This window comes from Microvirga sp. ACRRW (genome assembly GCF_022346925.1).
GTDB lineage: Bacteria > Pseudomonadota > Alphaproteobacteria > Rhizobiales > Beijerinckiaceae > Microvirga.
Genome location: NZ_JAKRNJ010000003.1, coordinates 15,847 through 41,354, shown reverse-complemented (window position 1 = coordinate 41,354; position 25,508 = coordinate 15,847). Strand labels below are relative to the sequence as shown.

27 protein-coding genes are annotated in these 25,508 nt (G+C 62.0%); 14 read left to right on the top strand and 13 right to left on the bottom strand.

Annotated features, from left to right (window positions below; all coding sequences use genetic code 11):
- Positions 1-4 precede the first annotated feature (4 nt).
- Positions 5-967, bottom strand: a complete 963-nt coding sequence (locus MHY87_RS07460) for a DUF2279 domain-containing protein (RefSeq protein ID WP_239350766.1) — start codon at positions 965-967, stop codon at positions 5-7.
- 275 nt (positions 968-1,242) lie between these two features.
- On the opposite strand from MHY87_RS07460, the gene MHY87_RS07455 reads away from it, so the two are divergent.
- Both MHY87_RS07455 and MHY87_RS07450 read left to right on the top strand, forming a co-directional pair.
- A complete protein-coding gene (locus MHY87_RS07455) occupies positions 1,243-1,764 on the top strand; it encodes a YidH family protein (RefSeq protein ID WP_239350764.1) in 522 nt (173 codons plus the stop codon).
- A gap of 65 nt (positions 1,765-1,829) precedes the next feature.
- Complete coding sequence (locus tag MHY87_RS07450) at positions 1,830-2,531, top strand: gamma-glutamylcyclotransferase (RefSeq protein WP_239350762.1); 702 nt, start codon at positions 1,830-1,832, stop codon at positions 2,529-2,531.
- 3 nt (positions 2,532-2,534) lie between these two features.
- On the opposite strand, the gene MHY87_RS07445 is transcribed toward MHY87_RS07450, so the two are convergent.
- From MHY87_RS07445 to MHY87_RS07425, 5 genes are all read right to left on the bottom strand, one after another.
- Positions 2,535-3,536 (bottom strand): adenosine kinase, encoded by a 1,002-nt coding sequence (locus MHY87_RS07445; protein WP_239350761.1) that lies wholly within the window; start codon positions 3,534-3,536, stop codon positions 2,535-2,537.
- A gap of 73 nt (positions 3,537-3,609) precedes the next feature.
- Positions 3,610-4,017 (bottom strand): helix-turn-helix domain-containing protein, encoded by a 408-nt coding sequence (locus MHY87_RS07440; RefSeq protein WP_239350760.1) that lies wholly within the window; start codon positions 4,015-4,017, stop codon positions 3,610-3,612.
- A gap of 5 nt (positions 4,018-4,022) precedes the next feature.
- The gene (locus tag MHY87_RS07435) at positions 4,023-4,589 is read right to left on the bottom strand and encodes a Smr/MutS family protein (RefSeq protein ID WP_239350759.1); all 567 of its coding nucleotides are present in this window, start codon (positions 4,587-4,589) and stop codon (positions 4,023-4,025) included.
- A complete protein-coding gene (locus MHY87_RS07430; RefSeq protein ID WP_239350758.1) occupies positions 4,586-5,758 on the bottom strand; it encodes a murein transglycosylase A in 1,173 nt (390 codons plus the stop codon). Before MHY87_RS07430 ends, MHY87_RS07435 begins: the two co-directional genes overlap by 4 nt.
- Positions 5,755-6,477: a Tim44/TimA family putative adaptor protein gene (locus MHY87_RS07425; protein WP_239350757.1), complete on the bottom strand. Its 723-nt coding sequence runs from the start codon at positions 6,475-6,477 to the stop codon at positions 5,755-5,757. Before MHY87_RS07425 ends, MHY87_RS07430 begins: the two co-directional genes overlap by 4 nt.
- Before the next feature lie 264 nt (positions 6,478-6,741).
- On the opposite strand from MHY87_RS07425, the gene secB reads away from it, so the two are divergent.
- Positions 6,742-7,227 carry a protein-export chaperone SecB gene (gene secB, locus MHY87_RS07420; RefSeq protein ID WP_239350756.1) on the top strand — a complete coding sequence of 162 codons (486 nt, stop codon included), beginning with the start codon at positions 6,742-6,744 and terminating at the stop codon, positions 7,225-7,227.
- Between the two features lie 69 nt (positions 7,228-7,296).
- On the opposite strand, the gene dnaQ is transcribed toward secB, so the two are convergent.
- From dnaQ to MHY87_RS07395, 5 genes are read right to left on the bottom strand one after another with little or no spacing between them, the layout of a single operon-like run.
- Positions 7,297-8,022, bottom strand: coding sequence for a DNA polymerase III subunit epsilon (gene dnaQ / locus MHY87_RS07415; protein WP_239350755.1), 726 nt, complete (start codon positions 8,020-8,022; stop codon positions 7,297-7,299).
- A gap of 2 nt (positions 8,023-8,024) precedes the next feature.
- The gene (coaE, locus tag MHY87_RS07410) at positions 8,025-8,630 is read right to left on the bottom strand and encodes a dephospho-CoA kinase (RefSeq protein ID WP_239350754.1); all 606 of its coding nucleotides are present in this window, start codon (positions 8,628-8,630) and stop codon (positions 8,025-8,027) included.
- Positions 8,627-9,475, bottom strand: a complete 849-nt coding sequence (locus MHY87_RS07405; protein ID WP_239350753.1) for a shikimate dehydrogenase — start codon at positions 9,473-9,475, stop codon at positions 8,627-8,629. The genes coaE and MHY87_RS07405 overlap by 4 nt, the downstream gene beginning before the upstream one ends.
- A gap of 12 nt (positions 9,476-9,487) precedes the next feature.
- The gene (locus tag MHY87_RS07400) at positions 9,488-10,105 is read right to left on the bottom strand and encodes a nucleoside triphosphate pyrophosphatase (RefSeq protein WP_239350752.1); all 618 of its coding nucleotides are present in this window, start codon (positions 10,103-10,105) and stop codon (positions 9,488-9,490) included.
- A gap of 4 nt (positions 10,106-10,109) precedes the next feature.
- Positions 10,110-10,943: a pyruvate, water dikinase regulatory protein gene (locus tag MHY87_RS07395; protein WP_239350751.1), complete on the bottom strand. Its 834-nt coding sequence runs from the start codon at positions 10,941-10,943 to the stop codon at positions 10,110-10,112.
- 411 nt (positions 10,944-11,354) lie between these two features.
- On the opposite strand from MHY87_RS07395, the gene hemE reads away from it, so the two are divergent.
- The 4 genes from hemE to rho all read left to right on the top strand — a co-directional run bounded on the left by hemE (position 11,355) and on the right by rho (position 15,032).
- Complete coding sequence (gene hemE, locus MHY87_RS07390; RefSeq protein WP_239350750.1) at positions 11,355-12,392, top strand: uroporphyrinogen decarboxylase; 1,038 nt, start codon at positions 11,355-11,357, stop codon at positions 12,390-12,392.
- A gap of 1 nt (position 12,393) precedes the next feature.
- Complete coding sequence (hemJ, locus tag MHY87_RS07385) at positions 12,394-12,819, top strand: protoporphyrinogen oxidase HemJ (RefSeq protein ID WP_239350749.1); 426 nt, start codon at positions 12,394-12,396, stop codon at positions 12,817-12,819.
- Positions 12,820-12,838: 19 nt separating this feature from the next.
- Positions 12,839-13,561 carry a hypothetical protein gene (locus MHY87_RS07380; protein ID WP_239350748.1) on the top strand — a complete coding sequence of 241 codons (723 nt, stop codon included), beginning with the start codon at positions 12,839-12,841 and terminating at the stop codon, positions 13,559-13,561.
- A gap of 205 nt (positions 13,562-13,766) precedes the next feature.
- Positions 13,767-15,032, top strand: a complete 1,266-nt coding sequence (rho, locus tag MHY87_RS07375; protein WP_239350747.1) for a transcription termination factor Rho — start codon at positions 13,767-13,769, stop codon at positions 15,030-15,032.
- A 220-nt stretch (positions 15,033-15,252) separates the two neighbouring features.
- Here rho and MHY87_RS07370 read toward each other — a convergent pair whose 3' ends face one another.
- Complete coding sequence (locus MHY87_RS07370; protein ID WP_239350746.1) at positions 15,253-17,259, bottom strand: thioredoxin domain-containing protein; 2,007 nt, start codon at positions 17,257-17,259, stop codon at positions 15,253-15,255.
- Positions 17,260-17,397: 138 nt separating this feature from the next.
- On the opposite strand from MHY87_RS07370, the gene mnmE reads away from it, so the two are divergent.
- The 7 genes from mnmE (at position 17,398) to MHY87_RS07335 (ending at position 24,417) form a co-directional block, all read left to right on the top strand.
- Complete coding sequence (gene mnmE / locus MHY87_RS07365; protein WP_239351479.1) at positions 17,398-18,708, top strand: tRNA uridine-5-carboxymethylaminomethyl(34) synthesis GTPase MnmE; 1,311 nt, start codon at positions 17,398-17,400, stop codon at positions 18,706-18,708.
- A 211-nt stretch (positions 18,709-18,919) separates the two neighbouring features.
- Positions 18,920-20,812 (top strand): tRNA uridine-5-carboxymethylaminomethyl(34) synthesis enzyme MnmG, encoded by a 1,893-nt coding sequence (gene mnmG / locus MHY87_RS07360; RefSeq protein ID WP_239351478.1) that lies wholly within the window; start codon positions 18,920-18,922, stop codon positions 20,810-20,812.
- A complete protein-coding gene (gene rsmG, locus MHY87_RS07355; protein ID WP_239350745.1) occupies positions 20,809-21,435 on the top strand; it encodes a 16S rRNA (guanine(527)-N(7))-methyltransferase RsmG in 627 nt (208 codons plus the stop codon). The genes mnmG and rsmG overlap by 4 nt, the downstream gene beginning before the upstream one ends.
- Positions 21,432-22,271: a ParA family protein gene (locus MHY87_RS07350; RefSeq protein WP_370644867.1), complete on the top strand. Its 840-nt coding sequence runs from the start codon at positions 21,432-21,434 to the stop codon at positions 22,269-22,271. Before rsmG ends, MHY87_RS07350 begins: the two co-directional genes overlap by 4 nt.
- A gap of 18 nt (positions 22,272-22,289) precedes the next feature.
- On the top strand, positions 22,290-23,174 hold the full coding sequence (locus MHY87_RS07345) for a ParB/RepB/Spo0J family partition protein (protein ID WP_239350744.1): 885 nt from the start codon (positions 22,290-22,292) through the stop codon (positions 23,172-23,174).
- A 56-nt stretch (positions 23,175-23,230) separates the two neighbouring features.
- Positions 23,231-23,773, top strand: coding sequence for an SMI1/KNR4 family protein (locus MHY87_RS07340; protein WP_239350743.1), 543 nt, complete (start codon positions 23,231-23,233; stop codon positions 23,771-23,773).
- A 74-nt stretch (positions 23,774-23,847) separates the two neighbouring features.
- Positions 23,848-24,417, top strand: coding sequence for an SMI1/KNR4 family protein (locus tag MHY87_RS07335; RefSeq protein WP_239350742.1), 570 nt, complete (start codon positions 23,848-23,850; stop codon positions 24,415-24,417).
- A gap of 27 nt (positions 24,418-24,444) precedes the next feature.
- Here MHY87_RS07335 and holA read toward each other — a convergent pair whose 3' ends face one another.
- Entirely contained in the window at positions 24,445-25,467 is a 1,023-nt protein-coding gene (holA, locus tag MHY87_RS07330; RefSeq protein WP_239350741.1) for a DNA polymerase III subunit delta, read from the bottom strand.
- Positions 25,468-25,508: the final 41 nt, after the last annotated feature.

Sequence of the window (25,508 nt, the reverse complement as noted above, 5' to 3'; positions counted from 1 at the left end):
GGTGCTAATCCTCAAACGTCGTGCCGACGCGGCGTACGGTCGAGAAGTTGCTCCCGGCGTAAACCGAGGTGTAGGGCACCTGGAGGTATTCAAGCGTCTTGCGGGCGGCATAGCCTGGGAGCGTATCCCGATATTTGGCGAAGTTCGGGTTGGGTCCTGTTCCGAAGAGCACTTCGTTGAGGTTCAATCCCACCCCGACATAGAATGATCGCTCGATCGGGTAGCCGAGCGCGCGCTCCTTCTCCTCGAAGCCGCGCGCATCGAAGCCGACATGAAGTTCCGCGTAGCGCAGGGGCGTGTTCTTGAGCGTCTCGAACCCGCTACCCTTCAGCGCCATGATGTAGCGCTGACGCTCGTACGGTGGGAGAATGCCGTTCTCTCCAGTGATGCCGGGACGCTCATAGCTTGCGGGTGTGTAGAGCAATCGCCAATCAAGCTTTTCCGAAAGTCCTGGGACGGAACTCCGGAAGACCGAGAACAGCGCGCCGACTCCGTTCGCGACGATGTCCTCGCGCGAGAAGCGGTGCCGGCCTGTGAACCCATCCATGGTTTCGGTCAGTCCCATGATCCCGAATGCGACGAGCGCGGCTGTGATCGGGGCGCCTGCGGGATTCGAGGCATTGGCCCGGATCCGATCCGTCAGGAGGTCGGCGATGACATAGGTCGAGAAGGAGTGTCCGATCTTATCCATGCCGCCGTGGCGGGTGTTCTTGGAGAACCATCCTTCCTCGATGGTCTGGAACCCGGACGTGTTGCCCCAATCCCAGTCCTTGAAGCCGACGATGGCTATGCCTGCCCCGACCGCAGCGAGCTCCCAGCGGATCGCATGCAGATGATCGCCCAGTTGGTTGACCGAGTAGAATGTCGGAGGGATCGGCGTCGGCTCGGGATTTGCCTTCGTGGTCGGCCTAGCCGTGGTGGCTGAGTTCGCAGGCGTTCGTGCACGTTGCCCTTTCGCTTGGGCCACGGATCGGGATTTCGATATTTCATTCGATTGAGCCAGGGAGGCCTCTGGACTCGAAACGATCCCGAGAAGAGCCAGGCAAACGACGAAGATGGCCACCCGCATCGGCCCGATCCTCTTCTGCGCCCCTTGACGGCATCTTCCTATGACAAAGGCCGAAGCTCAATCCCCCTTGAGGAAGCTATCTGCCATAGGGCTGGAACATGGCGGCAAAGGAATGGAAAGCAGCCAACCAATCCGCAACCGTGGGCGTTGTGCCTTCGTAAGAGGGAGAACGCATGGCCACGCCACCCGTCGAGGAAAAGCTCAAGCGCAGCGCCGAGCATGCGAAGGAAGCCGCGGTACAGACTCAGGAAGCGGCTGAGAACACGCAGGAAGCCGCCGAGCATACGCAGGCTGCCGCGCAAACGACGGCTGTTGCCAGCGTACAGATGAAGGACAGCGCGGACCGGCGCACGGAACTGGCCGCCAACCGCACCGTCTTTGCCGCCGAGCGGACTTATGCCGCCTGGGTGCGCACGGGCCTTGCCTCGCTTGCCTCCGGCATCGGCGCGAAGAAGCTCCTCGAAGGCGTGGTGCCTGAATGGATGATCGTGTCCACCGGCTCCGTGCTGGTGCTGTTCAGCGCCTTCTGTTTCGCCGCAGCCGTGTGGCGTCAGCTGTTCACGGGCGCGCAGCCGCCGCACCCGGACGTAGAGCGGCTTCCGCCGTATCTGCTGGTGATCTTCAACGGCTTCCTCGCGCTCGTTTCGCTCGCGGCTCTCTTCGGGTTGTGGTTCGGGCGAACGGGCGGCAATTGACAGCTTGGACGGGCGCTGGGGCTTAAGCTAATCTTTGCCGATGGCAGTCTGAGCAAGAGGTGTCCATGCGAGTCCGGCAGATGGCCCTGACGCCCGACCTCGTGGCACGCGTGCATCGCTCTCTCGAGGATCCCGGGCCTGAGCCCGGCCTCGTCTATCATACGGCGGAGGATTACGACGCCGTGGTCGCAAGGATGCTGGCCACGCATCCGCCTCGGCAGGACGCTTGGCTTTTCGCCTACGGATCATTGATCTGGAAACCGGAGGTGGAGCATGTCGAAGCGCGCAGGGGCACGGCGCATGGATGGCATCGCTCGTTCTGCTTTCGGATCACGCGCTGGCGCGCCACGAGGGAACAGCCCGGTCTCATGATGGCGATGGATCGCGGCGGGCAGTGCAGGGGGATCCTCTATCGGCTTCCCGCACACTCCCTTCCGGAGCAATTGGGCAGGCTTTTCCGCCGCGAATTCACGGTCAAACCCGCCAACAGCATGCCGCGCTGGATCAATGTTTCGACCGAGAGCGGACCCGTGACCGCCATCGCCTTCGTGATGAACCGGCAGGCGCCCGCCTATGTGGGTCGGCTTGCGCCCGAGGATGTCGCCGATATGCTGGCGAGGGCCTGCGGGCATTGGGGCTCAGGTGCGGAATATCTCCACAACACGGTCATGCATCTGGAGGAGAACTGCATTCATGACCGCAATCTCTGGCGGCTCCAAAAGCTGGTCGCCGCCAGGATCGCCGATTTGCCGACTGCGTCGGCTTGAAGCTTAGCCGAGCAAGCCTTCCTGCTGCGCCAGCTCGCGCAGGTTCGTCTGCGGGCGCGCGCCGAGGTGGCTGATGACTTCCGCCGCCGCCAAGCCGCCGAGACGGGCGCAATCGGTGAGGCTGAGGTTCTGCGTCAGGCCGGCCAGGAAGCCGGAGGCAAAGAGATCGCCCGCGCCCGTGGTGTCGACCACGCGCTCGACGGGGAAGGCCGGAACGGCGAGGGTCTCGCCACGGCTCACCACCAGTGCGCCTTCCGCCGAGCGGGTGATGGCGCCGAGCACCTTCTCCTCACGCAACGCGGCGAGCGCGGCATCCGCCGAAGACGTGCCGTAGAGGCTCTGCAGCTCGTGGATATTCGCGAAGAGAATGTCGAGGCTGCCGTCGCGCATGAGGCCGAGGAACTCGTCGCGATAACGGTCGACGCAGAAGGCGTCGGAGAGGGTGAGCGCGACCTTGTTGCCAGCCTCGTGAGCGATCTTCACGGCCTTGCGGAACGCTTCCTTCGCGAGCGGCGGATCCCAGAGATAGCCTTCGAGATAGACGATGCTGGAAGCGCGCACCGTGTCAGGGTTCACGTCGTCGGGGGTGAGGTTCTGGCATGCGCCGAGATAGGTGTTCATGGTGCGCTCGCCATCCGGCGTCACCAGAATAAAGCTGCGCGCGGTAGCGGGACCGTCCTGCGCGGGGGTCACGTCGTAATGCACGTCGATGGCCTTGAGATCGTGCGCGAAGAGCTTGCCGGTCTCGTCATTCTTCACCTTGCCGATGAAGCCCGCCTTCACGCCGAAGGAAGCAGCGCCCGCCGCCGTGTTGGCGCCGGAACCGCCCGACACGATGGTGGCGGGGCCCATGTCTCCATAAAGCTCCTCGGCGCGAGCCTCATCGATGAGCTGCATAGCGCCCTTGTGCACCTTCTTCTGGAGCAGGAAGGCCTCGTCGGTATGGGCGAGCACGTCAACGATGGCGTTGCCGAGCGTGAGCACGTCGATGCGGGTATGAGACATGGATGACCACGATGTTGCAAAAGGATGGGGCGCTTTGGCATCCATGGCCCGCGCGGTCAAGGCTTGAGCTTGATTAGACCGCGTCCTGCACGGCCTGGATCGGCAAAAGCGCGCGCCTTTCGCGGCTTTGGGCGTGATCGAGAATGGCGAGCATGTCCTCGATTTCGCTCTCCGACAGATGGCGGATTTCGCGGGCGAGGCGGTTGGCGAGCAGCGTCGCCTTCGGGTCGCTTCCGGCGGTGTCGATCTTCACCCGCGGATCGGAGAGGTCGGCAAGCCGCGTCAGCTCGTCCGCCTCGTCCCAGATGATGTGGAAATATTGCAGCACGCCCTGGATAAGAGCCCAGGTGGGCTTGCCGCGCTCGCCGCGCTCCAGCGCCGAGAGATAGGCGCTCGATACGCCGAGATGGGCGGCCATGTCCTTCAACATCAATCCGCGCTCGCGGCGCAGCTGCCGCACCCGTTCGCCAAAGGGGGTCATGAAAATTATCCCGCGCCCCGCCTGCGGCGGAGCCTGACATAGAGTGCACCGGAACCGCCGTGTTGGGGAGAGGCTTCCTCGAAGCCGATCACAAGAGATCTGAGGTCGGGAAGCCTGAGCCAATGCGGCACCATGCGACGTAGCACGCCGCGCTCGTCGAAAAGCCCGCCAGCCGATGACGGCCCGCCTTTGCCGGTGATGACGAGAACGACGCTGTAATCGGAATTCTGCGCCCGGTGCAGGAAGCTGATGAGGGCGAAATGCGCCTCTTCCTGACGCATTCCATGCAGATCGATGACGCTGTCCACGTCCTTCCGGCCTCGGCGCAGGGCCTGAAGCGTCTTGCGCTCGACGGGGGCAAGGGGCGGAAGCGAGGGCTTTTTCGGCTGGGGCGCAGGAAGAGGGGCTGGGAGAGCCAGCCTGACCTGCGGAGCAGGGGCCGTCGCGGTGACTTCCTCCGGTTCGGGCTCCGGCGGAAGCGTTTTGCCCTTCATGGGCTTCACATGACGGGCCACATGCGACCAGAGCCTCCGCTCCTCGGGGCTTAAATTTCGGCCACGGCGCTTGGTCATGGCTTCGCTTTGGGCTTGAGCACCACGAAGCGCGTCGTATGGCGCAAAAGGCCGGCGCGGATACCCGCTTCCTCTCCGCTACCGAAGAAGAAATCGCCCCGGGCCGGCCCGACGATGGCCGAGCCCGTATCCTGCGCGATCATCAGGCGGCGCAGCGGCTCAGACCTGTCGAGGGTGAAGGGCAATTCGCCCTCCAGCCAGAAGGGCAGGCCATAGCCCCACAGCCCGCGATCGACGGCAAGGCTACGGCCCGGCACCAGTGGGAAGCCGGCGCCACCGATGGGCCCGTCCTCGGGCGCCAGCTCGTCGGCTTCGCGGAAGAAAATGTAGGATTGGTTTTGCCGCATCAGGTCCCGGGCGGGGCCGGGATTATCCTTCAGCCAGCCCATCAGCTTGGCGAGCGTCATGGATTCGAGGTCCATCTCGCCCCGCTGCACCAGCACCTTGCCGATGGAGGTGTAGGGACGGCCGTTGCGACCCGCATAGGCCACGCGCATCACCGAGCCGTCCGTGAGGCGGATGCGCGACGAGCCCTGCACATGAATGATGAAAGCCTCGCCTGGCTCGCGGAGATAGACGAGCGGCTTCGCGAGCGGTCCCAGGGCACCGTCCTCGATGGCGGCCCGGTCGGGATAGGGCTCATAGCCTTGTCCCGAGCGCCGCGCGGCCTGGAGGCCCTTGTCGATGCCGGGAAGGCTTTGCCCCTGGGCAATCGTTACGAGATCGTCGGGCCTGCCGAGCAGGGGCACCTTGTAGCGGGAGTCCAGCGTGCGGGAGCCCTGGAACTCGGGTTCGTAATAGCCGGTGAGAAAGCCTTTGCCGGAGTGGGGAACGACCGCGAAAGGCTGGAAATGCGCCTCGAAGAACCGTCGCGCTTCCGAGCGCGACAGGTTTTCTTGCTGGAGGGCTACGCGGCAAACGGGGAGTAGCTGGCGGTCAGGCTTTTGCGCGGGCCGCAATTCGGCGGAACTCGAATCGAGCGCCCGGCAGGAGCGCAGGAAGGCCTTGAAGGCGGCGGCATGGTCATCTTCCGCCCAAGCGGCGAGATCCTTGAAGGACAGTGCCTCAAGACGCGCCTGAGCGGACAGACGAGATGCGGCCTCCGCCTCCGGCATGGTCAGTGTCCAGGCGAGAAAGCACGCGAGGAGGGCTCGCCCGGCATGCCTCATTGCCCCGCTTCGGTTGCGATGAGCTGCCAGTTGGGATCGCGGCTGCCGAGCTGGCGTGCGAAGGTCCATACATCGGTGACCTCGGCCACCTGATCCTGGCTTCCATCCACGACCGTACCGGATGCATCGCGGGTCACGGTGATGAGCTGCGAGACGAAACGCACCACGATCTGCGCGGTCTTGCCGACAACCTCGGCACCGGCCATCTCGGCCTTGTCGATGGAGACGAAAGTGGTCTCGACCTTCTCAGCCCGCTGCTCGCGTTCCGTGATGGCGTGTTCGAAACCTTCATAGACTTCGCGGGAGAGAAGATCCTTCAGCGTCTTGCGGTCGCCCATGGCGAAACCGGTGACGATCATCTCGTAGGCGCCCTTGGCCCCTTCCAGGAAGGTTGCGGCATCAAAGCCAGGCTCGGCGCGGGCGATGCTGTCGAGGGCTGCCGCCATGGGCGTGCCGGGCTCGGCAAAGCCCTTCCAGCGCTCGGCTGTCTGAACCTCAGGCGCAGGACGGGCGCCGTTGGCGCCGGGAAGGCGCACCACATTGTGATCGGGCTCAGGGTTCGGATTGCCGGGACGCAGGGGTGCATCGCGGCGCGAGAGCGGATCGAAGGGGGGCTGCTCGCTGCCGGTCTTCTGACCGAGCACGGAGCGGAGACGCCAGATCACGAAGATGGCGAGTACGATGAAAATAAGGGTCGTGATGTCGAAGGAATCCTGCATCGTCGATCCGTTGTCAGCCTGCCGGAAACCCAGCTGGCGCCGGGCATTACCCCGAAGTGGAAGGATGTGTTCTTTGCATATGGGGTGTTCCGGTCGTAACATCCACCTCTCCCCGCGACAAGCGAAGGAGACGCGCAAATCTTGCCACCCGAGCCGGAAACATGATAGCGCGGGGAATCCGTGGCCCGTTGCCGATCAGGTGCCTTCATCCATGAAGCGCCCCGTCCGGGTCGACCGATTGACCTCTCTTCGGAGCACGAAACCATGGCCGACAACCCGGCAAACAACGGAGCGCCCGGCGGCGCACCCGCGCTGAACGCCCTCGCTCAGTACTGCAAGGATTTCTCGTTCGAGAATCCCAATGCTCCCCGCTCCCTGCAGCAGCAGGCGGAAGGCCCGCAGATCAACCTGCAGGTCAATGTGAACGCCAAGCAGCTGGCCGAGGCCGATTTCGAAGTCGACCTTACCCTTGAGGGCGATGCCAAGGTCGGTAACGATGTGCTGTTCGCTTTCGAGCTCACCTATTCCGGCGTGTTCCGCGTGCAGAACATCCCCGCCGATCAGCTTCATCCGGTGGTGATGATCGAGTGCCCGCGCCTGCTCTTCCCCTTCGCCCGCCACATGGTGGCCGACGCGGTGCGCAGCGGCGGCTTCCCGCCCCTTTACATCGACCCGATCGACTTCGTGGCTCTCTACCGCCAGCGCGCGGCCGAGATGCAGGGCCAGCAGGGCGGCCAGACCCTGTCGTAAGACGGTTTTGGTTTTTCAGATCGAAGGCGGAGCGGGCAACTGCTCCGCCTTTTTGTTTGAGCGGGTTGCTTACGACGCTTCCGGCGAAGTTTCGCCGAGATATTCGCGCCAGAGCGCGTTCGCGCCGAGCTGCTCGATGAAGGCCGCATGGGCTGCGCGCTCTTCATCCGTGAGGCGAGAGATCATGGGGCGTGGTTTTGCCTCGCGCGATGCATCTGTATCCCCGCGCGCGGAAGAGCCGCCGCCCTTCATGGGCTGTGCGGCGAGATCGAAGCCGACCTGCCGTCCGCCGATCAGCTCGATATAGACTTCCGCGAGAATTTCGGAGTCGAGCAGCGCGCCGTGCTTGGTGCGCTTGGAATTGTCGATGCCGTAGCGCGAGCAGAGCGCATCGAGATTGTTCGCGGCACCCGGATGCTTGCGGCGCGCCATGATGAGCGTGTCGACCGCATCCGGCAGATTGAGCTGCGGATGGCCGGTGCGCGCGAATTCGGCGTTGATGAAGCCGATATCGAAGGGCGCGTTGTGAATGACGAGACGACCGTCGCGGATGAAGTCGTAGAACTCGTCCGCAATAGCGGCGAAGACCGGCTTGTCGGCGAGAAACTCGTTGCTCAATCCGTGCACGGCGAGCGCGCCGGGATGAACCGGGAATTCCGGGTTGATGTAAACGTGATAGGTCTTGCCGGTGGGAATATGATTGAGCAGCTCGACGCAGCCGATTTCGACGATCCGGTCGCCCTTGGCGTGATCGGTGCCGGTAGTTTCGGTATCGAGAACAATCTCACGCAACATCGTCAAACACTCACAAATTTACGGCGGCCCGGTCGTCCGGCGAGACAGGCGAGAATGGATTGCACCTGCGCCTTCGCGGAATCGAAACCACGGCTGGTATCGACCAGGAAATGCGCGCGGGCACGCTTGTCCGCATCCGGCATCTGTTTAGCCAGGATCGCACGAAATGTCTCCTCCGTCATGCCATCGCGCGCCATGACCCGTTGACGCTGCACCTCCGCAGGCGCGGTCACCACCAGCACCGCGTCGCAGCGCTTTTCGCCGCCGGTTTCGAACAGCAGCGGAATGTCGAGCACGGCGATGTTCGTCGTGACGGAGGACAGGAAATACTGCTCTTCCTCGCGCACCAGCGGATGCACGATGGCTTCAAGCTGCTTCATTTTTTGGGAATCACCCAGCACGACCGCACCGAGCTTGCGGCGATCCACCATGCCGTCGGTAACTGTGCCAGGAAAGGCCTTCCCGATCAGCGCTGCTGCGCGCCCGCGATAGAGCGCGTGGACGGCGGCATCCGCATCGTGCACCGGAACGCCGAGCCGCCGGAAGAGATCGGCGGTCGCCGATTTTCCCATGCCGATGGAGCCGGTGAGGCCGAGCACGAAGGTCATTTCGAAGACTCGAGATCGGCAACGATGAGCGCGCGCAAGTCCGGCGTCACTTCAGGCCGCACGCCGAACCAGCGCTCGAAACCCGGCACCGCCTGGTGCAGCAGCATTCCCAACCCGTCGACAATGCGCAGCCCATGCGCTTCGGCAGCCGCCAGCAGCGGCGTTTTCAGCGGCACATAGACGATGTCGGAGACAATGGCGTTGCCCGGCGCTTTTGCGAGATCGAGATTGAGCGGCGGCTGACCCGCCATGCCCAGCGACGTGGTGTTGACGATGAGCTGCGACTGCCCGAGCGCGGAATCGAGATCGTCCCAGGCGAGCGCAACGAGTTCGACCGCGCTGTAGCGTTGGAAATCGCGCACGATGTCCTCGGCCTTCGCAATGGTGCGGTTGGCGATGAAAATGCGCTTTAAGGAACGATCCTGAAGCCCCGCGACAATGCCGCGCGCAGCACCGCCCGCACCGAGAATGAGCGCGTTATCCACATGCTGTTCCCAGCCTGTCCCCAAGCTGAGGTCGAGATTGGTCATGAAGCCGAGCACATCCGTGTTGTCGCCCCACAGCACGCCGTTCTCGATCCAGACCGTGTTGACTGCTTTCAATCGCTCGGCGCGTTCCGTCCTGCGCGCAACGCCGGAAAAAGCCGCTTCCTTGTGCGGGATCGTGACGTTGCCGCCGGCAAAGCCCTGCTCATGAAAGCTCTTCAAGAAATCACCGAAGTTCACAGACTCCACGTCGATGCGTTCATAGGAGCCCGCGATGCCGTGTGTTTTCAGCCAAAACCCATGGATGAGCGGCGAGCGGGAATGCTTGATGGGATGGCCAACGATGAAGGCCTTGGTCATGACTTAAGGATCCTAAAGCGCAAGGCAGCCGAGACGGCGCAGAGCGGACAGAAGCGGGAGCAGGGGAAGCCCCAGAATGGTGGAGTGATCGCCCTCCACGGATTCGAACAGGTGAACCCCAAAACCCTCGTACTGATAAATGCCGACGCTGTGGAGCACATCAGGCCCCGCAAGTTCGAGATAGAGGTCGATGGCATCATTGGTCAGTGGGCGCATGGTGAGGGTAGCGGTTGCAACGAAGCTCTCCACCACCTTGCCGCCGATGGCGATGGCGCCGGCGGAATGGAGCGAATGGCTTTTCCCAGACAACGCCTGCAGCTGTCGGTGCGCGGCCTCGCGATCCTCCGCCTTGTGAAACACCTTGCCCCCGCAGGCGAGCACCTGGTCGGCGCCAAGCACGACGCGCTCCGGATGGCGAAGGCTGACAGCCAGCGCCTTCTCGGCGGCGAGGCGCGCGGCCAACCCGGGTGGATCGAGCTTTTCGCTTTGCGCTGCTTGTTCAATCGCGCGCTCGTCCACATTCGGACTCTGGGTCTCGACGAACAATCCCGCGCTCACGAGCAGGGTGAGACGTGTCGTGCTGGTGGACGCAAGAAGCAGTTTCTCCGTTGGGCTCCAGAGTGCGGGCATGAATTTACTCCGCGATGAATTTCAGGCGATGGTCGCGGTAAAGATCGATGATGGCTGCCGCCGTCTCCTCGATGGAGCGGCGCGTCACGTCGATGACCGGCCAGCCATGGCGCGCGAAAAGCCGCCGCGAGGCCGCGATTTCCTCCGCCACCGCATCGCGGTCCACGTAAGCTGTATCGTCATCCGCCTTCAGGCTGAGCAGTCTGTTCTGCCGGATCTGCACGATGCGTTCCGGCGTCGCCACGAGGCCGACGATGAGGGCTTTTCTCGTCCCCTCCAGTTTCGGCGGCAGGGGCATTCCCGGAACGAGAGGAAAATTGGCCGTCTTCAACCCACGATTGGCGAGATAGATCGCCGTCGGCGTCTTCGAGGTGCGGCTCACGCCCATGAGGATCACATCAGCCTCGTTCAGATCGTCGGGCAGGTGCCCATCGTCATGGAGGAGGGTGAAGTTCATGGCGTCGATGCGCTTGAAATATTCCGCGTTCAGCATGTGCTGCGCGCCGGGCCGGGCGGTCGAATGCGTGCCGAGATAGGACGAGATCATCTGGTGCACGGGCGCGAGCACGGAAAGATAGGGCGAACCGGTGGCACGGCAGACCTCTTCCAGGCGGGTCGTCAAGTCGCTGTCCACGAGAGTGTAGAGCACAATGCCCGGCGCGGTTTCGATCTCGGTCAGCACCCGCTCGAGCTGCGTGGCGGAGCGCACCAGCGGATAAACATGCTCGATAGCGGCCACCCCTTCATATTGCGCCACGACGGCACGGGCGACGGTGATCAGGGTTTCGCCCGTCGAGTCGGAGACGAGATGGAGATGAAAGTAGCTGCGTCCCGCCACGGCGGATCTCCCAGGCTCGCGCGTCTCATCGATGCGCAGGGGTCGGTATAGGAGTCGATAAATGTGGATAGAACGCTTGCTTTCCGAGGTCCAGTTGAAGGGGGCTGTGATCTGCCGGGAGAACCTTCAACAGGGCAGCGGGCTGTGTGAGTCTCAATTCTCACGCTTGGGGGAATCCGGCACGAATCACCCCCGAGTCCAATGTTAACCTTCCGTTCAAATTCGTTAACGGGCTGTTAAGGTTTAAGAATTCGGAAAGGAATGGGGCAGCCTCGCCTCAATCGTTAATGAACAGTTAACGGCCTGGGCGATGTGGAAGGGTTGTGGACGGGGTTGCGGCTTTGCGATTCACGGCCCAAGAGAAACAGCAGATTCTTAGATTCAAGAATTCTTCTTTATTGGAGAAGGCCTGTGAGCGAGCGTCCCACCAAAGCGATCCTCCGCGTGCTGAACGGCGAGCCGGTCTGGCCCTTGCCGATCTGGATCATGCGGCAGGCAGGCCGTTATCTGCCGGAATACCGGGAGACCCGGAAACAAGCAGGTTCCTTTCTCGATCTCTGCTACACGCCGAGGCTTGCCGAGGAAGTAACGCTACAGCCGATCAAAAGGTTCGGCTTCGATGCCTCGATCCTGTTTTCCGATATCCTGGTCATTCCCCATGCGTTGGGTCAGGACGTGCGCTTCGTTGAGAACGAGGGTCCGAAGCTCGATCCGGTAACTTCGGAAAAGGATTTTTCGAGGCTTGCCGATGAGCTGCCGCTGGAGCGGCTTGAGCCCGTCTTCGAAACCCTTGACCGCCTGAGGCAGTCGCTGCCGAAGGAAACCACCCTTCTCGGCTTCTGCGGGGCACCCTGGACGGTGGCGAGCTACATGATCGCGGGGAAGGGCACCCCGGACCAGGCGCCTGCCCGGCTCACCGCCTATCGCGATCCGGCCTTCATGGATGCGCTGATCGAGAAGCTGGTTCGGGCCTCGACCGCCTATCTCATCCGCCAGATCGATGCGGGCGCGGAAGCCGTCCAGATTTTCGAGAGCTTTGGCTCAGCCCTGCCGCCGGCTCTGTTCGACCGGCTCTCCCTCAACCCGATCCGGAAGATGGTCGAAGGGCTGAAGGCCGCCCGGCCCCAGGCCAAGGTCATCGTCTTCGTGCGTGGCGGCGGAGCCAATCTCCATCGCTTTGCCGCTGCCGGGATCGGCGATGCGCTGGCGCTGGACTGGACCCTCGATCCGGCTCTGGTGCTGCCGACCCTGCCGGGCACGGTCGCGACCCAGGGTAATCTCGATCCGCTGGCCCTGATTGCCGGGGGTAAGCCGCTGGAGGATGGCGTCGATCACATTCTGCAGGCCGTGCGCGGCCGTCCGCATATCTTCAATCTCGGCCACGGCATCCTGCCGGAGACGCCGATCGCGCATGTCGAGCAGATGATCGCTCGCGTCCGGGGGGCCTAAGATGTTGTATTTGTGGCTGAAAGCGTTTCATGTCATTGCCGTCGTCGCCTGGATGGCGGGCATGCTCTATCTGCCGCGCCTCTTCGTTTATCACGCGGATACGCCGAGGGGCTCGATCCAGTCCGAGACCTTCAAGATCATGGAGCGGCGTCTGCTGAAGGCGATCATCAACCCAGCCATGATCGTCACCTGGGTGCTCGGCCTCTACCTGCTCTGGGACGGCGGCTGGTACGTTTCCGGCTGGATGCACGCCAAGATCGCCCTCGTGCTGATCATGTCCGGCCTGCATGGCGTCTATGTGCGCCGCCTGAAAGACTTCGCCGCCGACAAGAACACCAAGCCCGCGAAGTACTACCGTATCCTCAACGAGGTGCCGACGGTGCTGATGATCGGCATCGTGATCCTCGTGATCGTGAAGCCGTTCTAAGGCGGCTGTCGGCGGCGCGATGAGAAAAGAGCTTGTCGCGCTGGCGGCGCGCAACAATGCAGAATGGTGCGATGTCATCTGCCGCGCCAATGGAAGAGGTGGCGAGTTTCACGATGGGCTTTGGCTCAACCAGCATGGCACGCCCCGGTTCTATCCCGATGCCGTGACGCTTGTCGGTCCGGCGGCAGACGCTGATATCCTCGATTCCATTTCTGCGGCCATGGCTGAGCATTCTGGACGTGGGTGGGCGGTGAAGGACAGCTTCGCCTGCATCGATCTGGCTGCGCTTGGTTTCACGAAGCTGTTCGATGCGGAGTGGATCTCTTGCGATCCTCTTGCCGAACATCACTCTCATCTTGGCGTCGCCGCTCGGATTATACGCAACGAGACGGAGCTGGTTATCTGGTCTCAAGCCTGGAATGAGGGAGTTTCACCCGCCGATATTCCGTTCAAATCCACCCTCCTGCGAGAGCCTGCTCTTCGTTTCGTGCAGGTCGAACGATCAGGCACGATCATCGGCGGAGGCATTCTCTCGGAGGCTGCAGGCGTAGTGGGCTTGTCTAATGTTTTCACGGTTGGAGCCGATACGGATGCCGTCTGGCAGGCCTTGATCGGGTGTGCTGACGAGAGCTTCCCAGATTGTCCTCTGGTTGGCTATGAGCGTGGGGAAGACCTGGACGCCGCTTGCAGGAATGGTTTCCGGCCCATCGGCCCGTTGCGCGTCTGGCATCGTCCTGAATAATGCGGATTGGAAGGGACTTGAGAAATCCCGCGAACGCGGCTATAAAGAAGTCCTCTTCCATAAAAGACAGGTTGCGCTGCACGGGGGCCTACAGGGCTCTTAACAGTCACTCTTCGTGAACTGGGCGGCCCTGTCGAATATTTCCCCGATCTCCCCCCGCGCACAGCGATCCTGCCCGCGCATTTTACCCCGAGAGTGTTCCCCGATGAGGGAAATCAAACTTCAAGACCTGAAATCCAAATCCGCCACCGAACTCATCACCTTCGCCGAGGAGCTCGAGGTCGAGAACGCGAGCACGATGCGCAAGCAGGAGCTCATGTTCGCCATCCTCAAGCAGCTTGCCGCGCGCGAGGTGGAGATCATCGGCGCAGGCGTCGTCGAGGTGCTGCAGGACGGCTTCGGCTTCCTCCGCTCGGCCGATTCGAACTACCTGCCGGGACCGGACGACATTTACGTCTCGCCCAGCCAGATCCGGAAATTCGGCCTGCGCACCGGCGACACGGTGGACGGCCCGATCCGCGGTCCCAAAGAGGGCGAGCGTTATTTCGCGCTGCTCAAGGTCAACACGATCAATTTTGAGGACCCTGAGAAGATCCGGCACAAGGTGCATTTCGACAACCTGACGCCGCTCTTCCCGCACGAGCGCTTCAAGCTCGAGATCGAGGATCCGACCCGCAAGGATTTCTCGCCGCGCATCATCGACATCGTCTCGCCCATCGGTAAGGGCCAGCGTGCGCTCATCGTCGCGCCGCCGCGCACCGGTAAGACCGTGCTGATGCAGAACGTGGCGCAGTCGATCACCACCAATCATCCTGAGTGCTACCTCATCGTGCTGCTCATCGACGAGCGCCCGGAGGAAGTCACCGACATGCAGCGCTCCGTGAAGGGCGAGGTCGTGGCCTCCACCTTCGACGAGCCGGCGACCCGCCACGTGCAGGTGGCCGAGATGGTGATCGAGAAGGCCAAGCGCCTCGTGGAGCATGGCCGCGACGTGGTCATCCTGCTCGACTCGATCACGCGCCTCGGCCGCGCCTACAACACGGTGGTTCCGTCCTCCGGCAAGGTGCTCACCGGCGGTGTGGATGCGAACGCGCTCCAGCGCCCGAAGCGCTTCTTCGGTGCGGCTCGTAACATCGAGGAGGGCGGTTCGCTCACCATCATCGCAACCGCGCTCATCGATACCGGCTCGCGCATGGACGAAGTGATCTTCGAAGAGTTCAAGGGCACCGGCAACTCGGAAATCATCCTCGACCGCAAGGTTGCCGACAAGCGCACCTTCCCGGCCATCGACATCACCCGCTCCGGCACTCGTAAGGAAGAGCTGCTGGTTCCGGCCGACACGCTCAAGAAGATGTACGTGCTGCGCCGCATCCTCAACCCGATGGGCACGGTGGATGCGATCGAGTTCCTGCTCGACAAGCTGCGTCAGACCAAGTCGAACGGCGAGTTCTTCGACTCGATGAACACGTAAGCCGGAACGTCCGGCTGCGGAATTTTGGCCCCATCCTCTCACGCGAGAGGGTGGGGTTTTTGTTTGAGGTTTACAGCACGCCCATCATGAACAGGATCAGCAGCGTCAGGCCGGCGGAGATCAGCAGCGAGCCCAAACATCCGATCCGGTTCGAGAAGAAAAAGAACATCGTCGCTTCCAGCGTTGTCCGATGTGAAAGCTCCGGCTCGCGTCTCTGTTCCTATGACGTCAGCATCTCTTTCACCTGAACCGCGAGAGCATCGGGCGTGCTGACAGGAAGCGAGCAGCGCTGACCTGCGCAGACGAGCGCTTGTGTATTCATGCTCGATGAGGCGAGAGCTTTCGCCGGATGGTTTTCATCCAGCATCTCGCCGGAGCGCAGCAACCGCACGCTTCGGTCGAGATAGGGCACGCGCAAAGCTGCCGCATGAAGTGCTTCCGCATCGTCTCCCGTGACGAGAATGCTCAAGCCCCGCAAGTGCAGATCGAGCGCGTTGAGGATCGACGTGTGACCAAGCGGGGAGGAGCGGGCGATGCCGACGAGTTGGTCGAGGATCTGCGTTGCACGCCGGTGATTGGATTCGGTTTCCGTGATCTGTGCGAGCCGCACGAGCGCTTCCGCGAATACGCCATTGGCGTTGGGCACCGCCTCGTCGTGAGTGGGCTGCGGGCGCACCACGAGTGGATCGGCGCTCTTCGCCGTCATGGCGAGGCAACCACTGTCCCCAATCATGAATTCATCGAGCAGCACATCGCGCCAGGTTTCCGCATCGCGCAAATAGGAAGCGTCGTTCGCGGCTTCATGCAAGGCGAGTGCAGCGCGCATCAAGGCCGCATGGTCGAGCGCGAAGCCGGGAAAGATCAGCGAGCCCTCGCGCCAGGAATGTCCGAGCCTGCCATCGCGGCTCATTGAATCGGAGATGAAACGATAGGCGCGCCCGGCGAAGTCGATCCATTCCGGATGATCGAGGAGGAGAGCTGCGCGCACGAGGCTCGCAATCATGAGACCGTTCCAGTCGGCCAGCACCTTGTCGTCGAGTCCAGGACGCACACGCGAGGCACGTCGCTCCAGCAGTTTCGCGCGCATGATCGCGAGACGCTCTTCTACTGGGGCAGGGGCTTCGCCGGTGATGAGACGGTTCGGGATGTTGTGGCCCTCGAAGTTTCCCTCATCCGTGATGTCATAGACTTTTGCGAAGAAGGCGGCGTCCTCTTCGCCCAACACCTCCCGGATCTCGGAAAGGCTCCACACATAGAAGCGTCCTTCCTCGCCTTCCGAATCCGCGTCGAGACTCGACGCGAAGGCGCCTTCGGGCGTCACCATCTCACGCTTGAGCCAGAGGACGATGCCCTCGGCTGCATCCTTGAACAAGGCGCGTCCGGTTTCAGCATAGGCCAGCGCATAGAGTTCGAGGAGTTGCGCATTGTCGTAGAGCATCTTCTCGAAATGCGGCACGAGCCAGCGCTCGTCCACGGAGTAGCGCGCGAAGCCTCCACCGAGGTGATCGCGGATTCCACCCAGTGCCATCTGCTCCATCGTGAGAAGAAATCTCGCGCGGGCATCGGTGTCGTTGGTGCGGTGCGCGTATCGCAGGAGATATTCGAGGATCGGCGGGTTCGGGAATTTCGGCGCGCCCTGCAATCCGCCATGCTGCGTGTCGATGAGCTCCGACAGGCGCAGGCCCATACGGTCGAGATCGGCAAGGCCCAATGTGCCGCCGTCGGATTCCGCGCCTTTCGCGAGATGCGCTTTCAACGTGTCCCGGTTCTTGAGGATGCGCTCGGGCTCCGCGTGATAGAGACGGCTGATTTCATTGAGCACCTGCACGAAGCCAGGCCGGCCGAATTTCGGTTCTTTCGGAAAATACGTGCCGCCCCAGAACGGCTCACCCTCCGGCGTCAGGAACATGGTGAGCGGCCAGCCGCCCTGCTCGCCGAGAAGGTGGAGCGCGCTCATATAGACATGGTCCACATCGGGCCGCTCCTCCCGGTCGACCTTGATGTTCACGTAAAGCTCGTTCATCACGGCGGCCACGTCGGGATCCTCGAAGCTCTCGTGTGCCATCACGTGACACCAATGGCAGGCGGCATAGCCGATGGAGATGAGGACGGGTTTATTCTGGCGCTTCGCCTCGGCGAGCGCCTCCGGTCCCCATTCCCACCAATGGACAGGATTGTCCCGGTGCTGCAGGAGATAGGGCGAACTGGCATTCCCGAGGCGGTTCATGGATGTTGCTCCAAAGGGGCGGTCCACGGGGTGCGGCCAAGCGATTCGGATCAAGACCGATCCTTGGTCCGTCCCGCGTTAAGTGTTCCTCAACCATAATCATCGGATCTCCCAAGAGGTCCAACAAGGTTCATGCTCATGCGTTCGGATGACACCATCTTCGCCACTGCCTCCGGCCATGGTCGCGCGGCCGTGTGCATCATCCGCATCAGCGGGCCGCAGAGCCGAACCATTCTGGAAACCCTCGGCAGGTCCGTGCCCGAGCCCCGTCAGGCTGCCGTCCGCATCCTGCGTGAGCCTGAAACGGGAGAACCCCTCGATCAGGCTCTCGTGCTCTGGATGCCGGGACCGCGCAGTTTTACGGGAGAGGACCAAGCCGAGCTTCATATCCACGGCGGTCTCGCCACACGAGCAGCCGTGTTGAAAGCCCTCGGCACCATCCCGCATTGCCGTCCTGCAGAAGCAGGCGAATTCACCCGCCGCGCCTTCCTCAATGGCCGGATGGATCTCTCCCAGGTCGAAGGCCTCGCCGATGTGATCGATGCGGAGACGGAGGCGCAGCGCCGGCAGGCGATGCTCCAGCTCGAAGGCCGCCTGGGCAACGCCGCCGAGCGCTGGCGCGAGGGCACGCTTCAGGCGCTTGCCTTGCTCGAAGCAAGCCTCGACTTTTCCGACGAGGGCGACGTGCCGGAGGATCTGGAGGCTGACATCCTGCAGCGGCTCGAAACGCTTCATATCGAGATCGGGCAGGCGCTCTCGAACCGCAGCGGCGAACGCCTCCGCGAAGGCTTCACCGTCGTCCTCGCCGGGCCTCCGAATGCGGGCAAGTCCACTCTCCTGAACGCGCTCGCGCGGAGAGACGTCGCCATCGTCTCGCCCATCGCAGGAACCACCCGCGATGTGATCGAGGTGCATTGCGACCTCGGCGGATTGCCAGTGGTGATCGTGGATACGGCTGGCCTTCGAGACAGCGGCGACGTAATCGAGCAGGAGGGTGTCTCTCGTGCCCGTGCCCGTGCCCAGGATGCCGACCTCGTGCTTTGGCTCATCCCGCCGGAGGGAGCGGAGACGGAAGCGCCCATGGCCCGCAGTCTTCTCAAGGTCGGGACCAAAGCCGATTTGAATCGGAACCGACACGATTGCGACCTGGCAATATCGGCCTCCACCGGGGAGGGGCTGCCTGAATTGATCGCCGCCCTGGAACATGAGGCCGAGATTGCTATCGGCCTGGGCGATGCCATCCTGACCCGAGAGCGTCACCGCAGGGCGCTTGAGCGTGCTCATCATTCCCTGGAAGCCGGACGTACCCTGTTGGTAACGCACGGCCCATTGGAGCTTGCCGCTGAAGAAGTCCGCTTGGCGGCGCGCGCGGTTGGAGAGATCACAGGCCGTGTCGATGTCGAGGATGTGCTGGATCGCCTGTTTTCCAGCTTCTGCATTGGCAAATAGCCGCTCGAGTAAGGATAAGCCGAATCTGTGCGACTCTTTATGAGTCCTGTTCACGAATCGGTTGAATGGTGCTGAATCCATTCTGCACAGCCTGTGGGAATCGTGTGCAGAACCGGTGGGCAGAGCGAATGTTTCACGTGGAACATTTTGCCCTTTTGACCTCTGCGCGACGAGGCCATAGACCCCAGGCATGGAGTTTCCTTTGAGTCAGATTTTGACGCCTGACATCTTTGATGTGGTCGTGGTCGGTGGTGGCCATGCCGGTGCCGAGGCAGCCGCTGCTTCGGCGCGCATGGGCGCGCGCACGGCTCTCGTGACCCATAAGCTCGCTACCATCGGCGCCATGTCCTGCAACCCCGCCATCGGCGGTCTCGGCAAAGGTCATCTGGTCCGCGAGATCGATGCCCTCGATGGCGTGATGGGTCGTATCGCCGACAAGGCCGGAATCCAGTTTCGTCTCCTGAACCGCCGCAAGGGCCCCGCCGTGCGCGGACCCCGTACCCAGGCTGACCGGAAGCTCTATGCCCGGGCTATGCAGGCCGAGCTGCTCCAGACCGACAACCTCACCATCGTGGAAGGGGAGGCGGACGACCTCGTCGTTCAGGACGGTCGCGTGACCGGTCTCCTGCTGGCCGATGGCCGCACGTTGAGAACCGGCGCGGTGGTTATCACCACAGGCACGTTCCTCTCCGGCCTGATTCATATCGGCGAGAAGAAGATTCCCGCAGGCCGCATGGGCGAGCGCCCGTCTCTCGGCTTGCCGAAGACATTCGCCCGTCTCGGCTTCAGTCTTGGCCGCCTCAAAACCGGAACGCCGCCGCGCCTCGATGGCCGCACCATTGACTGGGCGGGTGTCGACAAGCAGGCGGCGGATGACGAGCCAGTGCCGTTCTCGCTCCTGACGGACAAGATCACCACACCCCAGATCGAATGCGGCATCACCCGCACGACGGCCAAGGTCCATGAGCTGATCCGGGGCAACCTTCACCGCTCGGCTATGTATTCTGGCGATATCCAGGGCACCGGCCCGCGCTATTGCCCCTCCATCGAGGATAAGGTGGTGCGCTTCGGCGACCGCGACGGCCACCAGATCTTTCTGGAGCCGGAAGGCCTCGACGATTTCACCGTCTATCCCAATGGCATCTCGACCTCCCTGCCGGAGGACGTGCAGCTGGACTTCCTGAAGCATATTCCCGGCCTCGAGAACGTGCGGATGATCCAGCCCGCCTATGCCATCGAATACGATTATGTGGACCCGCGAAACCTCACAGCCGGGCTTGAGACCAAGGCTGTGAAGGGCCTGTTCCTGGCCGGTCAGATCAACGGTACGACCGGCTATGAGGAGGCGGGCGCTCAAGGGCTTGTTGCCGGTATCAATGCCGCCCGCCGCGCGGCTGGGCAGGAGAGCGTGATCTTCGACCGGGCGGAATCCTATATCGGCGTGCTCATCGACGACCTGATCACCCGGGGCGTGAGCGAACCCTACCGCATGTTCACCTCCCGCTCGGAATATCGCCTGAGCCTGCGCATCGACAATGTGGACGAGCGCCTGACGGGGAAGGGGCTGGAAATCGGCTGTGTCGGCTCGGCCCGCGAGGCGCATTTCCGCCGTTCGCAAGCTGAGATGGATGCTATCCGCAACAAGCTCCAGAGCATGAGCCTGACGCCGCAGGAAGCGTCTCGTCATGGGTTAAGCCTCAACCAGGACGGTGTCCGTCGCAGTGCCTATCAGCTCCTATCCTATCCGATGATCACCTGGAGCGACCTCGCCAAGGCTTGGCCGGAATTTGCCACTGTGAGCCCACAGGTTCAGGAGCGTCTGGAGACGGACGCCACCTATGCGGTCTATCTTGACCGACAGCAGGCCGATATCGCCGCCTATCGCCGGGACGAGGGGATCGTGCTGGAGGAGACCTTGGACTTCCAGGGGCTTCCCGGCTTATCGAACGAAATCAAGGCCAAGCTCGATTTGGTGCGTCCGAAGACCCTCGGTCAGGCCGCTCGCATCGAAGGCATCACCCCTGCCGCGCTGACCCTGTTGGCCGCTCATGCCAAGAAGGCTTCTTCGCGCGGATCCCGCAATGTGAATGCGGTGGCCTCATGAGCGCCACCGTATCCGCCCGCACCGCTTTGAATGTTTCACGTGAAACGCACGAGAAGCTTGAGCTTCTGGAGCGCGAGCTTCGCCGTTGGCAGGCAATTAAGAACCTCGTGGGCCCCGCCACGCTCGACCAGATCTGGGACCGACATATCGTCGATTCCCTCCAACTTCTGGAACTGGCGCCCGAGGCCAAAACCTGGGTTGATCTAGGTTCTGGCGCCGGCTTCCCGGGGCTCGTGCTCGCCATTGCGGGGCAGGAAAGGGGGCTCAAGGTCCGTCTTGTCGAGAGCAATTCCCGCAAATGCTCCTTCCTGCGCCATGTTGCGCGGCTGACGGAATCTTCTGTCACTGTTCATGCCGCCCGGCTTGAAACCGTGATTCCCGGTTTCATTGGCCAAGCCGATGTGGTCTCCGCGCGGGCGCTCGCCTCGTTAACCCAGTTGCTGGAATGGACTGAGCCCATGTTGAAAACGGGGACAACCGGCCTCTTTCCCAAAGGTCGAGACGCCGAGTCTGAATTGACCGAGGCTCGGAAAAGGTGGACATTCGAGGCAGATATCCTGCCAAGCCGCACCGATTCCGAGGCCAGGATTCTTCGCATAACCTCCATCGAGAGCCATTCATGATGACCGACCGCAGCGAACCTACCGCTGGAGCGCGTGGCGTGAAGCCCCGTATTCTCGTGCTCGCCAACCAGAAAGGCGGCGTCGGCAAGACGACCACGGCCATCAATCTCGGCACGGCGCTTGCTGCCATCGGCGAGAAGGTGCTGATCGTCGACCTCGACCCGCAGGGCAACGCCTCGACCGGCCTTGGCATCGACCGTAAGAGCCGTCAGGTTTCGACCTATCACGTCCTCGCCGGCGAAGCCTCGCTGAACGAGAGCATCACCGAGACGGTGGTGCCCGGTCTCTACGTTGCGCCGTCGACGCTCGACCTTCTTGGCATCGAATTGGAGATTGCGAGCGAGCGAGACCGTGCTCATCGCCTCCGGACAGCGATTCAATCTCTAATGAGTGAAGAGGTAAGCGAAGTGTTTACCTATATCTTGATCGACTGTCCGCCTTCGCTTAATCTGCTGACCATCAACGCGTTGACCGCCGCTGACGCCGTTCTAGTGCCCCTCCAGTGCGAATTTTTTGCTCTGGAAGGCCTCAGCCAGCTGCTCAAGACAGTCGAACAGGTGCGTTCGGCCCTGAACCCGCAGCTGACGATCCACGGCGTGGTGCTCACCATGTTTGACCCCCGCAACAACCTGTCGGGCCAGGTCGTGGCCGACGTGCGCGAGTTCATGGGCGACAAGGTCTACGAGACCATGATCCCGCGAAACGTGCGTGTGTCGGAAGCGCCGTCTCACGGCAAGCCGGTTCTGCTCTACGACATCAAGTGCACGGGCTCGCAGGCCTATCTCCGTTTGGCATCCGAAATCATTCAGCGTGAACGCGCTTTGCGCGCCGCATAAAAAGAGTTGAGACAAGCAATGGCAAAAGAAGCGAAGTCGCTCGGCCGGGGCCTGGCCGCATTGATCGGCGAAGTCGGCGCCGAAATCGGCACCATGCAGGGTGCGAACAAGGGTGGGCAGAAAAAGGTGCCTGTCGAGTTCCTCGTTCCGAATCCGCGCAATCCGCGCAAGGTGTTCGAGGATACGGAACTGCAGGAGCTGACCCAGTCCATCAAGGATCGCGGCATCATCCAGCCTATCGTCGTCCGGCCTCTGCCGAACAAAATGGATTCGTATGAGATCGTTGCCGGCGAGCGCCGCTGGCGCGCATCGCAGAAGGCGGGCCTGCACGAAGTGCCGGTGGTCATCGTCAATATCGACGACAAGACCTCGCTCGAATACGCCATTCTCGAAAACGTTCAGCGCGCCGATCTCAACCCCATCGAAGAGGCGGAAGGTTATGCGCGCCTGATGGCTGAATTCTCCTACACGCAGGAGAATCTCTCAAAAATCATCGGCAAGAGTCGCAGCCACATCGCCAACATGATGCGTCTCACCGATCTGCCCGATCCGGTGAAGAAGATGCTTGTGGAACGCAAGCTTTCTGCCGGTCACGGCCGTGCGCTGCTGGCCGTGAAGGACCCGATGGCCGTCGCCAAGCAGGTGATGGATCAGGGCCTGAGCGTGCGTCAGGTCGAATCCATCGCGCAGACGGAGAACGCCGAACCGTCCAAGGTCGATGCGAAATCCGCCGCAAAGCCCAAGGTACAGAAGGACCCCGACACCCGCGCGCTGGAGCGCGTGCTGCAGGATGTTCTGGGCCTTACCGTCTCCATCGATCACAAGGGCAGCGGCGGCGAATTGCGCATCAGTTACAAGACCTTGGAGCAGCTCGATGGCCTGTGCCGGCGGTTGAATCCGTAAGCTGCGCATAAGTCACGGGGCTTCTGGAGATGACCGCCCGAAGGCTAATTATACCCGTGACGGAGAAATGGAACGAGGGCGAGCGCGACTGGTCTTTCGTCAAGGACCCGCGTCAAGCCATTGCTGCTTGGGAGAGCAGGACAGGTCATACACTGCCCGATGGCTATCGCCGGTTCATGCTGGCTTTCAATGGCGGGCGCGTCTATCCGCGCATCTTTCGCTACAACGTGCCTCTCAAGCGGTATCCTTCCGTTGAGCCTGTTACTGTCGTTAATCCATTCTATTCTTGGGATTCGGCTGAACGATATTGGCGCGGAGAGGTGTATCGCAGAGGTACACCGCCTGACATGATCTTCATCGGTTGTGATCCGGGTGGGCTACAAATTCTCATGTCGGTCCGTGCCGAAGATTATGGACAAATTTTTTGCTGGGTGCACAGCACGAATATGTGGGGCACCGATGGCAACGACCAACTTTGGCACCAAGCTGCCTCTTTCGAGAACTTCCTCGATACGCTCTTCGATGAGCCCGATGGGTCTGATTATAAGAACTGGTGTAGGCCGGGTTACGACAAGCTCGCGAAGCTGCTCGTGTTTTAAGTTGTGTCCTTATTTGCGTCTGCGGTTGAATCCGTAGCGTTGCGGGGGCAGTCGTATGATGGGAGCGAGGGATCATGCCGCGTTTGATCGTGCCATTGCCAGAGCATTGGTACTCCGACGTGCCTGGGTGGTCTTCGGTGAAGGATCCGAGGCAGGATATCGATCACTGGGAGACTGAGACGGGTTTATCCTTACCGGACGACTATCGCCGCTTCATGATCGCGTTCAATGGCGGATGCGTCTATCCGGATAGTTTCCGCCATGGGGTTCCGCGTGAATTATCTCCCCATGGCGGAGATGCAACGTTTGTCAGCCACTTTTATGATTGGGCTATCGCCGAGCGCCATTGGCATGGCTGGATATGGGGTAAGGCTAAACCGCCTGACATGATCGAAATTGGGTGTAATCCAGACGGGCTTTCGCTTTTCTTGTCACTAAGGCCTGCCGATCACGGTCATGTCTTCTGCTGGGTACAAGAAGCCAGTATTTGGGGCACAGAAGGCAATGACCGGCTTTGGCCCCAAGCTCCATCCTTCGAGGCTTTTCTCGACACGCTTTATGATGAGGATGGGTGGGTCTATCATGACTGGCGCCTCGGGCTGCCCCCAGAACGTCGCAAGTTGATACAGCCGCTGTTATTTTAGACTCGTCAACATGGATGCGCTGCTGCGTTACCGCCGCGCCATGCGGGCGAGGTCGAGCAATGTTTTCGCAGCAATCGTGTCGTCGAGATTGGCCATGCGACGCGTGTCGAGAAGGCTTGCCTGGATCAGCGCGATGGCCTGCTTCAGGGTCTCGCTGGTCCAGCGTTGAAGGTGACGTTCCACAAGCGGCTTCCTGCGGAAATGCAGGCTGCGCATGGTTTCCATCACCGTCGGAATGGGACGTCCTTCCTCGACGGTGAGGCGCGCGGTGAGCAGCATCAGGGCATGACGGAGTGCTGCACCCAGCAGCACGGAGGCATGGACGCCTTCAGCCGCGAGACGGCGGGAGCCGATTTCCAGATTCGTGCCTTCTCCGCCGAAAGCGGCATCGACCACTGCGTCCATCGCAAGGCTCGATACGTCACTCATGATCGCGTCGATGTCCTCAAGCGTGATTTCACGCTTTCCATGCGCATAGAGCATGAGCTTGGAGAGCTCGCCCCGGGTCGCGAGCCTGTCACCGCCGAGGCTGGCGATCAGGGCGGTGCGCGCATCGCGAGTGATCGAAAAGCCGTTGTTTTTCAACGTGTCGTCCACCACTGCGCCGAGATCGCGGCCCGTATCCGCATAGCAGGGCAGGGCGAGCGCCTTCTGCGAACGCTCGCAGAGGGTGCGCAGGGGCGAGGATTTCTGGAGATCGCCACCCTCGATGACGATGACCGTGTCCATCAGCTCGCCCTTGAGAACCGCATCGACGGCGGGTGCGATGTTGCGCGAGGTGGATTTCACCCAGATCGCACGCTTGCCCCCGAACAGGCCCATGGTGCCAGCCTCGTCCGCAAGGCGTGCGGGATCTGAGGCGATGTCGTCGCCATCGATGCGAATGAGCTGGAATGGATCGGCGGGATCATCCACCGAGCGCTCCGCGACGACGCGGGCGCGTTCGTTGATGAGGCCCATATCGGGACCGTAGAACAGATAGACGCCGATGCGCGGATCGACAGGGCGCCGCAGCACCCCGTCCACATCACCGGCTTTAACGGCAACCATCTAATGCATTCCCCGTGAAGGACGTTTCATGACAAACGTCC